Raw genomic sequence first — 11,767 nt, 5'->3', positions numbered from 1 at the left:
AGGAATCCGATGAAAATCTTTGATGCGTTTCCGGGAATCGTCCTGCAACAACCCCGCCGCCCGTGGCTTGCCGTCCTTGCCGTCCTGGCACTCGCCTGCTGTGCAGCACTCGCCGGCGTCATCGCATGGCAAAAACAGCAATATGTTGCGCAGGCCGGAAAGATGGTCAGTGAACTGGCTGCGGCGCGCACCGAGATCGGGCGCCTGAAAGCGCAGGTCGACAACGCCAACGCAACACTTTCAGCAAAGAATGATTCGCTCGCATCGTGTTCAGGTAATCTTGCAAATGAGACAGCAAAAATCGGCGCCTTCGCCAGACAGGCCGCCGCCTGCGAAACGATCCGAACCAAACTCCACCTGAAGGGTTAACCCATGCGTCCATTCGTTCCCCTCCTTGCCGCCGTCCTGTCGTCGACCGTCATGGCGGAACCGGTTCACCTCGACGTCGGCGATACGCACGTCATCGTAGTGCGGCCCGCCGATCTTTGGGATCCCAACAAAAAAACTGTGGACGCGCCGTTGCAAGCGCTGCGCATCAAGAAGTTCGGCTATCAATACGTCGACGCCAGCGGGGCTAAAATCACGCCCCGCCCCAGCGCGCTGCTGCCCTGGAACGGAAAGATCATCACGCCGCTGTCCGAAGAGGTGACGAAGCTGAGTGCTGCGAAAGGGTTCCAGTCGGGCCCGAACATCATGTATTTCATCGATCGCGCCTTCAGGATCGATCCGCCGCAAATGGCCACGTTCATGGCAACGCAGAACGGCCTGTACAAGGCCTGGGCCTCGAAACAGGGCGATCCCGCCACCCTCACCGATCGCCTGCAAACAAGGGACAACGTCAACCTGCTCGCCACGCTCGCCGTCGCGGCCGTCGGCGTGAACAAGCTCGGCGCGGACAGGGTGGATGTCACCAACTATTTCAGTCTTTATCCTGACATTGCCAAGCTGACGGGCGGAATGGACACGCTCGTGCCGGCCCTGATCCCGATTCCGCTGCCCGAATACGACTTCAGCGGCTTCACGCAGGTCGACGTGCGCAAGGTCCGTGACAATTACGGTCACGTGGGTGAAATCGTCATCGGTTACCGCCAGCCAAAGACCGCGGAACAGGAACTGGCCGCGCTAGCCCAGGCCATTGCCACGACCGCGGGCGTCGACACAACGGAAGAGGCCATCGCCGCCGCCCGCGCGAAAAACTACGAAACGCGCCTTGCGATCTGGGAAGAATGCAAGGCCAAGCCCGGTTGCGCCGGCCAGTAACGGCAACGAAAGTCCACCATGAACGACAACGATTCGGGAACATTCCGCCAGGCCGCCGCCCGCGGCGCGCGGTTCATGAATTGGGCCGCCTTCATCATCCTGTTCATTTTCATCGGCATCGCCATCATCAAATGAGGCACATGAAACACGCTACGGCCACGGCATGGTCGTCCCGCATCCTGGCCGAGGTGGGCGTGCCGGACGATATGGCGCCGTGCGCCGACGCCCTGCGAGACGCGCCGGTCATCATGCTTGGCGCAGGCGAAGCCCTGGAGAGGTCGCGCTCGGGCCAGTTCCTGGCCGCGCTGGCACTGTCCGGTACGCTGCAGGTCACGGAAGATGGAATCGTCACCCGGCACGGCCGCGGCGCCCTGCCCGATCTCCGTCGGATGCTGGCGGAGACGGGCGCAGTGCCGGCGATCCAGGCAGAGACGGACAGCGTGATCCTCCTGCTCGACCGGCCACGCGTGCTGCAGTTGGCCGAGCTGTCGCCCCGGTTCGCGCAACGCATCGTCCGCGACCTGTGCGCGGTGCCGCAGCAGCGCGCGGACGACGCGGCGCGCGCCGCCGAACGGTGTCCGCCCGATAGCAATACTCCCTTGCCGGACGCGACAGGATGCGTCGTTCTCGTCAGGCTCGCGAACCGCGAGGCACTGGAACGCTGCGACGGCGCGGCTGTCGCGGAGGTAGCCATGCAGTCACTCGGGCGCGCCGTCGAGCAGTCGATCCGCCCCGGCGACCTGCTCCTGCGCCTGGGCGCCGACGAATATCTTGTCGGCATCGACGGTGATACGCTGGCCGCGGCCATCGTGTCCAGCCGGCTGGTGAGCCGGGCGGGAAGAATCGTCGTCTTCGCGGACATGCGCACGGGACTGCCCCACCTGGACGTGGTCACCGGTATCGCGGTCGCGCCGCACGGAGAGACGGTGGCGGGCGCCGCGCACAGGGCAAGACACTCGACGGTCCAGGCGCCGCACGCCTGCGTGGCATGATGCCCACACGCCGCCTCCTGGGCGCGATGGCGGCACTGCTCGCCGTCGTGTGCGCACCCGCCCGGCCGGTATCTCCGCCCCGGATTCACCTGGTCCATGCGACTGCCGCAGGCTATGCATTCACGGCGCGCCCGGACTTCCCTGCCGGGCAGTATCGGGCGATGTACTGCGAGCGGGACTGCACGCTGCAGCCGGCCCGGCTACGGATCGAGCGGGCCAGTGTCCCGACCAGCGACGGCACGTCGGCGTCGGGCTTCATCGCGAAGACCGATGCGTCCAGGCCCGCCCTGTTTCTCGTCCGCGGACTCCCTTCGCTCGAGGCGGGGCCGGTGCGTACCTGGTACGTCAACCACCGCTTCCAGGCCGCGGGCGCGACGGTCACCGGCGCCGGGGTCGAAACGGCCGTCCGCCGGGTGTCGATCGACGGCGTGCCGCTCGAGATCCGCGCGGATGTCCGGCAGGTCCCCGCCACGTTTTGCAATACGGTCAATTGCCCGTCCTTCCCCAGCGTGACATGGCGGATGCGCTTCGATGGCATCGAACGCACGCTGGCCGTCCTGTCGGGCGACGAGCTCGGCACGCCCCTTCCGATCGACGATTTCATCGTCTGGATCGGCGACCTGGACGGCGACGGCAAGCCGGACCTGGTCGTCCGCCCCCAGACCCGCGAGGATTATCTGGAGATGTCGCTGTTCCTGTCTTCGACACTGCGGCCTCACCGCCCCTGGACGCCCGCCGGCCACTTTTATTTCTGGGACCCGACCAATCCGGGATGCTGAGCCCGGTTGCACGGCGCTTCTTGCGCTGCGGATTCCCGCCCCCGATAATAGGATGATTCCTTCGCTCATCCTATGCTCATCAAACGCAAATCCATCGAACAGGCCGAATCGTCGCGCCGTCCCGCCCGCAAGCCCAAGTTTGCGCCCGTCACCCTGTCCGAGCAGGACGGTGTGCGCTACCTCCATTTCGGTACCGAATGGGTGCAAGGTGCCATGCGCATCCGCAAGCCGGACTGGCCTGAACTCGAGTACGCTCAGCAGATGATGGCCTGGATGCTGTTCATCGACGACCCGCACGCCATCGTCCAGCTTGGCCTGGGCGCAGCGGCTTTGACCAAGTTCTCATATCGCCAGTTCCCGCAGGCGCAGGTAACCGCGGTGGAACTGAATCCCTCCGTGATCGCGATCTGTCATTCGATGTTCAAACTGCCGCCGGAAGACGAACGCCTGCGCGTACGCGAGATGGACGCGATGGACTTCGTGCTCGACGAGGCCAACCACGACACGATCGATGCCCTGCAGTGCGACCTGTACGACGCCACCGCGCGCGGCCCCGTGCTCGACACGCCCGAGTTCTACCGGGCCTGCGACGCCTGCCTGACGGACCGCGGCGTCATGACCGTCAACCTGTTCGGCGACCACCCCAGCTTCGCGAAGAACATCAAGGCGATGCGCTTCGCGTTCGCCCACGTGATCTGCCTGCCGGAGGTCCACGACGGCAACGTCGTCGCGCTGTGCTTCAAGACGAAACCGGATCTCGACAAGGACCGCCTCGCCGCACGTGCCGCGCAGATCGTGGCGGCGACGAAGCTGCCGGCCAAGTCCTGGGTCAAGGGCATGCTTGCTCCCGCCGCGAACTAACATGCAAAAGCCCAAAGCCCTCGACCTGCAAACCATTTTTTCGTGGTTGCTGGCCGACGGCATCGTCGAGAAATCGACCGTCAAGCCGCACTTCGCCCAGGCGCAAAGCCTCCTCAAGAATGCGGTCGGGTCGATGCACCCGTTGACGGCGGTCGCGCAGTGCAAGATCGTGTCGGCAAAGGCTCCCCATAAACTGCTCACGCTGGACGTGCTCAGCGAATGGTGCGCCGGCAAGGTCGGCCTGCCCTTCTTCCGCATCGATCCGCTCAAGATCGATTTCACCAAGGTCGCGGACGTGATGTCGGCCAGCTATGCGGCGCGTTTCAATATCCTGCCGGTGGAACTGGGACCGGGCACGCTGGTCGTGGCGACGGCCGATCCGTTCCGCACCGAATGGCAGGATGAGATCGCGCGCCTCTCGCGCCGCCGCATCGAGCTCGTGATCGCGAATCCGCTCGACATCGCGCAATACATCTCGCAATTCTTCAGCCTCGCGAAATCCATTCGCGACGCGAACAAGTCCAGCGGCCAGGACCTCGCGCTGCGCAACAACTTCGAGCAACTGGTCGAACTGGGCAAGACGAATAAACAGGTCGACGCGAACGACCAGCACATCGTCAACATCGTCGACTGGCTGTGGAGTTACGCGTTCGAGCAGCGCGCGTCCGACATCCACCTGGAGCCGAAGCGCGACGCCGGCGCGATCCGCTTCCGCATCGACGGCGTGCTGCACCAGGTGTACCAGGTGCCGGCCGTCGTGATGATCGCCATGACGGCCCGCATCAAGCTGCTGGGCCGCATGGACGTCATCGAAAAACGCCGCCCGCAGGACGGCCGCATCAAGACGCGCACGAACGACGGCCAGGAAGTCGAGCTGCGCCTGTCCACGATGCCGACGGCGTTCGGCGAAAAACTCGTGATGCGCATCTTCGACCCGGAAGTCGTCGTCAAGACGCTGCCGGAACTGGGCTTCCCGCCCGACGACGCGGCACGCTGGGATGCGCTGACGCAGCGCGCGCACGGCATCATCCTCGTCACGGGCCCGACCGGCTCCGGCAAGACGACGACGCTGTACACCACGCTGAAGGCGCTCGCCACGAGCGAAGTCAACGTGTGCACGGTCGAAGACCCGATCGAGATGGTCGAGCCGTCGTTCAACCAGATGCAAGTGCAGCCGGGCATCGACCTGTCGTTCGCCGACGGCGTGCGCGCGCTGATGCGGCAGGACCCGGACATCATCATGGTCGGCGAGATCCGCGACCTGGAGACGGCCGAGATGGCGATCCAGGCCGCGCTGACGGGCCACCTCGTGCTGTCGACCTTGCACACGAACGACGCCCCGTCCGCCGTCATGCGCCTGCTGGAACTGGGCGTGCCCTACTACCTGCTGGAAGCGACCCTGATCGGCATCATGGCCCAGCGCCTCGTGCGCACGCTGTGCCCGCACTGCAAGGCCGCGGACGGCGAACTGTCGGACGACGTCTGGCAGGCCCTGGGCGGCACCTGGAACCTGCCGAAGCCGACGACCGTGTACCGGCCGATCGGCTGTCCGGAATGCCGCCACACGGGATTCCGCGGCCGCACGGGCCTGTACGAACTCGTCACGGTGACGGAAACCTTCTCGCAACTGCTGCAGGAAAAGACTGACCTGGCCGCGCTGCGCCAGCAAAGCGTGGCCGACGGCATGAAGCCGCTGCGCATCGCCGGTGCCTACAAGGTGGCCGAAGGCGTGACGACGGCGGAGGAAGTGCTGAAGTCCACCGTGGCGCACTGATTTACGTTAGCTCTGGCGTAAATCAAAACGGCCCGCTATAATGCGTGCCTTCTTCGGGTCGTTAGCTCAGTTGGTAGAGCAGCGGACTTTTAATCCGTTGGTCGCTGGTTCGAGCCCAGCACGGCCTACCAAGAATTTGCGGTATCAAATCAAGGCGTTACGAGTAATCGTGACGCCTTTTTTTGTATCTGCGGCAGTCCGCTCTTCTACCTACTGTGCGGTACTTGTGACGCGCAGCAGTCCGTCTACTACCGCCGCGTGCCGCGCCATGTGTGCCGGCGCCAAGTGCGCGTACCGCCGCACCATTGCGGCTGACTTCCAGCCGCCCATCTCCTGCACGTCGTACAACGGCGTGCCGTTTTGGATCCGCCAACTGGCCCAGGTGTGCCGTAGGTCATGCCAGCGGAAGTCCGTTATGCTGGCCCGCTTCAGCGCATTGCGCGAGGCCTTCGTGTTCACGTACCTGATCGGCTGCCCCTGCTGGCAACCAAAGGAAAAATGTAGGACCCGCTCGTCAGCTCGCCTTGAGATCAATCAAGCTGAGCAAAATCAGCATGCGTGGCGAAAGTTCGCTGCAATGTCGCTGCCCATCGGGACAACAGCTCAGTTCCTAATTACTTAAAATCAAGGTCTCCCGAAAAGCGGTTGGTTACCTTAGCCGATGGAAAATCTGATACCTGATAACCCATCGGAGGTAACACATGGGCGAAAGCCAAGCGATCGCGGCGGGAGCTGCGCTGTCGGCGTTCAGTCACGATGCGCAGCACGACCGCCTGATGCGTCTGGAATTCCCCTACAACGACGGTCCGGATCGCATTCTCCTGCCGAACCGGCTCAAGGCGCACGAGGAAGTCTCGCGGTGCTTCCGCTTCGAGGTCGAACTCCTGTCGGACGACGCGCAGATTCCGCTGAAGGCGATGATGGCCAGGATGGTCACGATCTCGCTCGTGCGCAAAGACGGCTCGCTGCGCTACTTCAACGGCTATGTCACTGAATTCCGTTTCCTTCGCACCGACGGCGGCTTCGCGTTCTACCACATGGTCCTCGAGCCATGGCTGGCATTCGCCAAGCTGCGCAAGGACAACCGGTCGTTCCACGGCAAGAGCGCCATCGAATTGACCGAGCTGACCTTTGCCCACTACCGCCAGGCCGACTGGAATCCGGTCATCGTCGCTGAGTACCCGCGCATGACCTGCGCGAACCAGTATGACGAAACCGACTACAACCACCTGCACCGCCGCTGGGAGGAACTCGGGCTGCACTACTGGTACGAGCACCGGGCGGATGGGCACACGCTCTGGCTCAGCGACAGGAGCACGCTCGCGCAACCCATCGATCCGACCGGGATCGACGATTCTGGCGAAATTCCGTTCCGCGACAAAGCGGGCTCGCTCGAAGAGGACGGCATCCGCGAATGGAGTCCCGTGCGTCGCCTCGGATCAGGCCAGACGACTCTGGCCAGCTTCGATTACAAGAACCCGGTCGCGCAGCGCTCGACCGCCGAGTCCCTGAATAACCAGGGTGACGTCTTCCCCTACGAAATCTACGAATACACCGGATCGTACGGTTTTCGCACCCATGACGAGGGCGAACAGCTCGCGCAGCAGCGCATGGGCGAGCGCGACGCGAACACGCAAAGCTTCGGAGCCCGCGGCAACGATCGTACCGCCCAGCCGGGCCGGTGCTTCAAGCTTGCCGACCACTTCAGCGCCGAGCTGCGCGTTCCCAAGCGCGGCGAGCCGGCCCAGCCCAGCATCCGTGATCGCGACTACCTGATCCTCTCCGTCGACCACGAAGCCAGCAACAATTACCAGGCCGGGCCGGGCGCGCCATCGAACTACGAGAACTCGTTTCACTGCGTGCGCAAGGATATCCAGTGGCGCCCGGGCCGTCACTACAACAGCCAGCCGTGCACCTATCACGGCATCCAGACCGCCATCGTGGTCGGGCCGGCCGGCGCCGAGATCCATACCGATGGCTATGGGCGGGTCAAGGTCCAGTTCCACTGGGACCGGCTCGGCAAATACGACGAGAACAGCTCGCCCTGGCTGCGCGTAATGTCGCCGGGCGCCGGTGTCGAGTTCGGGCTTATTCGCCTGCCGCGGGTCGGCGAGGAAGTGGGCGTGGTCTTCGTGAACGGGAATATCGACCATCCGCTGATCCTTGGTGTGCTGTACAACTACACGCACATGCCGCCGTGGCAGCTGCCGGAGCAACAGCCCCTGAGTGGTCTGCGCAGCCGCGAACTGCGGGCGGGCGAAGCGAGTGGGCGTGGCAACCATCTGGTGCTGGACGACACCCCAGGCAAGATCCAGGCGCAGTTGAAGAGCGATCATCAGTGCAGCCAGCTGTCGCTTGGACATATTACGCGCATCGAAGACACTAGCGGGCGCAAAGATGCACGTGGCGAAGGCTGGGAAATCGCGACCAATGCCTGGGGCGTGGCGCGTGCTGGCCAAGGCATGCTTATAACGACGGAAACACGGCCGAACGCCGCATCCCATATCAAGGATATGGGCGAAACGATTAAGCGGCTATCGATCGCAGCGGACTTACAGGAACAACTGGTCGGGTTAGCACAGCACTACGGCGCGCAGGACAAGCAAGAACTTCAGCAAGAGGATACGGTTAAGGACCTTAAATCCCAGAGCCAAGGCATCCAGGGATGCGGCACAGGAAAGTTCAAAGAGTTGGCCGAACCACATCTGGTCGTCGCCAGTCCGGCAGGTATCGAGCTGAGCTCTGCACAGTCCACTCACATCGCCAGCAGCCGTCATACGGCCATTACCAGTGGCAAAAGTTTATCGATTGCTAGCACTGAAGGAGTGTTCGCAAGCATCGGCAAGACCTTCCGGCTGTTCGTGCACAAGGCTGGGATGAAGCTGATCGCCGCCGGCGGCAAGGTGTCCGTACAGGCGCAAGAGGACGACGTGGAGATCATCGCCAACAAGGTGCTTGCGCTCTTGAGCGAGTCGGACTGGGTGACGATCAGGGGCAAGAAAGGGGTGAGGCTGCAGGGCGCTAATCACATGCTCGAAATCAGCGATCAAACGCAGTTCTTCACTTCATCGCCTGTTCTTTTCCACGGCAATCTTGAGACCTTGCCTTCGAAAAGTGTCGCTGTTGAGCCTAACAAGAAAAGACAAGCTTTCTCGCTCGCTCCCAACGCCAATGCAGTTGTAGAAACCGATCGACACCTCGAAAGTTCGTTTGCATTTAATCAGATCAAGCAGGTAGCAAAAAACTTTACACACGCCGAATTCGTTATGTTTTTGGCGCCTATATTTGGCTACGACATCCCTGCAGAAACCTATATCAAGCTATACGAAGGACTGAAAAATGGTTCACTCAAACAACCGACCATTAAGGTAATGATGAGTTGCCATTATCCGGCTTCATTCGACAACGAAACACGTGAAATTCTGGTACATCGGGCGGCTGCTGATCGCGCTGCAGCGGGTAACGACGACTCATGGGAACTGCTGACCGCGCTACTACATGAATTTGGCCACTATATTGATTTAGTACTACGTAGCGATTTGGCTGAGAAAAATCCGGACGGCACTTCCGCAATTGCGCCAGACGCAGAAGGCGATGAGGGTGCGAAATTCGCCTATAACATTGCCTTTTTTGATTTTTGCAATAGCAGCTCCACACCATATGCAAGTTATCGCTCCCCCACTTTTAACGGCGAACTTAAAGTCGATTACCACGCGGTACAGCAAGCCATACAAAAATCCCAAAACGAGGATGCACAGCGTAACGAAGGCAAGAATGGCAATATCGAATTTTTTGGCGCAGGCATGGGTGAACACAATCAAGAACGACCAACTTCGTCGTTCGGCCATCAGTCGATCGAGCATGCCTTATTTGAAGCCTCTATACATTTTCAAGAAAAAAATATAATCAAGCAGATTTACTTCGGAAACTGGTTGCGCGATTACTCACAATTACTCGATCCTTCTATCGTCCGAATGCCTGAAGCACCACGAAATTTTCCCGCAGCGTTTTCTCGCCAAGAGCTAACAGAGCTAGTAGACATTTTTGCCGAAGCCGAATTTGTCAAAAGTCCAGAGCAAAAAAATATTTTCAAAGTAACTCCTTCCATGTTAGGAGTGTACCGTCCTGTAGAACATATCGACAATCCAACCAACAACTCCACTAACGCGTCTGATCCGCATGCAATCGACAAAGATTTCCAGCCGATAGCTTCCATAGAATATACTTCGATAGATCCGCAAAAATCAATGAAGAGGTATATCGATTCTTCCGCCGCATACATGTCTAGCGAGATAAACAAGGCGCTAACCGCTGGCCCAGGGCCGGAGGGATACAGACACTTTGGCGCAGCACTTCATGTACTTGAAGATTACTTCGCGCACAGTAATTTTGTCGAACTTAGCTTAAGGAAAGTGGGACACGTTCATGTTCTCCCATGGACATCATCCGCACCTGGGAAGCATAGTCTTCCCGTCGTTACTGGGATGTTTGATTCTGATGACGTTATTGCCAGCACAGCAGGAACTATCGCAGATATATTATTCAAGGTTGAATGGAAGTTCAAACCAACCGAACCTGGTGAGCGCACGAAAGCAGATCGAATCATACTTATCTTACTGCGTGCGCATAGTGATCCACGCGTATTGAAGGCTTATGAATATTTTCTAGGAGGAAGAGATTGGCTTGCAGAAAAACCGGCATTTAAATACATCGAAGCAATCCCTTTTTACACTGTTGGATTGATCTCCAATATTTATAACTTCGTCTACAGCACCTTGCTTCACCTTGTTGGAAATAGCGTTGACGATCAACAAATCGTCCGCGCAGGCGACCCTAATACAAACGGATCGACTAATCCAACACATTCTCAACTAGCAAAAGACCATGACAATCATCCATTCCACACCCTAGCAGCCGAATTGGCGAAAGAAGCGGTGAAAAAAGTTGGATCAGCCGTTGCTGCCCATTGGTGGAAAGGAGACGCAACAGCCGACCCAGCACTGATCGCTCGAGGTTTTCTGGCTCATCCATTCGATACGAATTGGCAAGACAAATTAGTAGCAGATTGGGCAAAAAGACATCCGCAGGAGGTGAAACGGGGAGAGTCTGCTACAGAGTGGGAGGCGCTCGAAAAAGCACATAAAAAGGAAATTCTCGACTCTATAAACAACGCCAAAAAAACAAATCAAGAATCTTGGGATTACATAAATAAAAATTTTACCGTGCTTTTCAACGAAAAGAATCAAATTAAAAAATGAATAAAATAATCCTTAGTGGATCAATACTTGTGCTATCTTTGTTCACCACCATATCCAAAGGCGTAGAGCCTCGTGGCCAATCACCTTCCACGAAAGAAATAGGACCTACGATGTTAGATCGGTGGAACGAAGTCCAACGTCAAGCTGCGCTGGCGACAGGTGCTATAAAAGTCCCTCCACCTGCCCGGCGTGTGAAAAGATACGCAAAACCGGAAATCCTTATAAAGGAATCAAGTATCTTTTTTGACGGGAAACTTCTAGAATTCGGTCGTCCGTTAACAACATGGAAAAATATACTTAAGAGAAAGCCACATTGTGACGAGACCGGAACCGAATGGTGTGTATGGGAAGATTTAGGACTCACGGCATCTACAAGCTGGGAAAATAAACTTAGCGTCAGCACTATTACTATTAATTTAAGCATTCCTGAGCGTTTACTTACGGAAACAAGAACGCCATATCCTGATGGAACGCCTGATAACACACCAAAGGCCGACTGGCTAGCACGCCACCCTTTCACCGGCTATCTAGAAATAGATGGATTCGGAATTGATAAAGAAACGAAATTCTGGGAGGTTCAATCGAACATCGACACTCGTCGGAATCTGAGCTGTGGATTAAGAAGCTGCGAGTTCCCTAGCGGGATATTTGGCCCCGGCAGCATGATCGACCTACACCTAAATGGAAAAAGCGAATCAGCAACAATTGAACAGATAAAGATTTATACCACATCTTATTAGTCTCACGCCTGAATTCAAGATCATGCACTGGTATTGGTCAAAATCTTTTGATTTATATAATCAAATAAAGATAGGGATTGCATCCGCAAGCCATTCGCGTTTA

General features: G+C 58.5%; 9 protein-coding genes and 1 tRNA gene. 9 read left to right on the top strand and 1 reads right to left on the bottom strand.

Features of this window, described 5'->3' with window-relative positions:
* The first annotated feature begins 9 nt into the window (after positions 1-9).
* The 7 genes from ACEN98_RS07255 to ACEN98_RS07225 all read left to right on the top strand — a co-directional run bounded on the left by ACEN98_RS07255 (position 10) and on the right by ACEN98_RS07225 (position 5,797).
* A complete protein-coding gene (locus ACEN98_RS07255; protein ID WP_413383033.1) occupies positions 10-369 on the top strand; it encodes a hypothetical protein in 360 nt (119 codons plus the stop codon).
* Between the two features lie 3 nt (positions 370-372).
* Entirely contained in the window at positions 373-1,260 is an 888-nt protein-coding gene (locus ACEN98_RS07250) for a hypothetical protein (protein WP_413383031.1), read from the top strand.
* 140 nt (positions 1,261-1,400) lie between these two features.
* The gene (locus ACEN98_RS07245) at positions 1,401-2,252 is read left to right on the top strand and encodes a hypothetical protein (protein ID WP_413383030.1); all 852 of its coding nucleotides are present in this window, start codon (positions 1,401-1,403) and stop codon (positions 2,250-2,252) included.
* Complete coding sequence (locus ACEN98_RS07240; protein WP_413383028.1) at positions 2,249-3,031, top strand: hypothetical protein; 783 nt, start codon at positions 2,249-2,251, stop codon at positions 3,029-3,031. Before ACEN98_RS07245 ends, ACEN98_RS07240 begins: the two co-directional genes overlap by 4 nt.
* A gap of 72 nt (positions 3,032-3,103) precedes the next feature.
* Complete coding sequence (locus ACEN98_RS07235) at positions 3,104-3,892, top strand: spermidine synthase (protein ID WP_413383026.1); 789 nt, start codon at positions 3,104-3,106, stop codon at positions 3,890-3,892.
* 1 nt (position 3,893) lies between these two features.
* On the top strand, positions 3,894-5,666 hold the full coding sequence (locus ACEN98_RS07230) for a GspE/PulE family protein (protein ID WP_413383024.1): 1,773 nt from the start codon (positions 3,894-3,896) through the stop codon (positions 5,664-5,666).
* Positions 5,667-5,721: 55 nt separating this feature from the next.
* Positions 5,722-5,797, top strand: a tRNA-Lys gene (locus ACEN98_RS07225).
* Between the two features lie 79 nt (positions 5,798-5,876).
* On the opposite strand, the gene ACEN98_RS07220 is transcribed toward ACEN98_RS07225, so the two are convergent.
* On the bottom strand, positions 5,877-6,200 hold the full coding sequence (locus tag ACEN98_RS07220; RefSeq protein WP_413383022.1) for a tyrosine-type recombinase/integrase: 324 nt from the start codon (positions 6,198-6,200) through the stop codon (positions 5,877-5,879).
* Positions 6,201-6,367: 167 nt separating this feature from the next.
* Here ACEN98_RS07220 and tssI point away from each other — a divergent pair, with 167 nt between their 5' ends.
* The gene (tssI, locus tag ACEN98_RS07215; protein WP_413383020.1) at positions 6,368-10,924 is read left to right on the top strand and encodes a type VI secretion system tip protein TssI/VgrG; all 4,557 of its coding nucleotides are present in this window, start codon (positions 6,368-6,370) and stop codon (positions 10,922-10,924) included.
* A 110-nt stretch (positions 10,925-11,034) separates the two neighbouring features.
* Positions 11,035-11,664: a hypothetical protein gene (locus ACEN98_RS07210; RefSeq protein WP_413383018.1), complete on the top strand. Its 630-nt coding sequence runs from the start codon at positions 11,035-11,037 to the stop codon at positions 11,662-11,664.
* Positions 11,665-11,767: the final 103 nt, after the last annotated feature.

Source organism: Massilia sp. CT11-137 (genome assembly GCF_047302885.1).
In the GTDB taxonomy this organism is placed as follows: domain Bacteria; phylum Pseudomonadota; class Gammaproteobacteria; order Burkholderiales; family Burkholderiaceae_D; genus Telluria; species Telluria orientalis.
Note: the sequence above shows the minus strand (reverse complement) of the source record. Positions and strands in the feature narration are given on the sequence as shown.

What these genes read in the sequence shown, in the direction of transcription:
- ACEN98_RS07255 (WP_413383033.1), top strand. Translation starts at nt 10, where the DNA reads ATGAAAATCTTTGATGCGTTTCCGGGAATCGTCCTGCAACAACCCCGC.
- ACEN98_RS07230 (WP_413383024.1), top strand. Translation starts at nt 3,894, where the DNA reads ATGCAAAAGCCCAAAGCCCTCGACCTGCAAACCATTTTTTCGTGGTTG.
- ACEN98_RS07235 (WP_413383026.1), top strand. Translation starts at nt 3,104, where the DNA reads ATGCTCATCAAACGCAAATCCATCGAACAGGCCGAATCGTCGCGCCGT.
- tssI (WP_413383020.1), top strand. Translation starts at nt 6,368, where the DNA reads ATGGGCGAAAGCCAAGCGATCGCGGCGGGAGCTGCGCTGTCGGCGTTC.
- ACEN98_RS07240 (WP_413383028.1), top strand. Translation starts at nt 2,249, where the DNA reads ATGATGCCCACACGCCGCCTCCTGGGCGCGATGGCGGCACTGCTCGCC.
- ACEN98_RS07210 (WP_413383018.1), top strand. Translation starts at nt 11,035, where the DNA reads ATGTTAGATCGGTGGAACGAAGTCCAACGTCAAGCTGCGCTGGCGACA.
- ACEN98_RS07245 (WP_413383030.1), top strand. Translation starts at nt 1,401, where the DNA reads ATGAAACACGCTACGGCCACGGCATGGTCGTCCCGCATCCTGGCCGAG.
- ACEN98_RS07250 (WP_413383031.1), top strand. Translation starts at nt 373, where the DNA reads ATGCGTCCATTCGTTCCCCTCCTTGCCGCCGTCCTGTCGTCGACCGTC.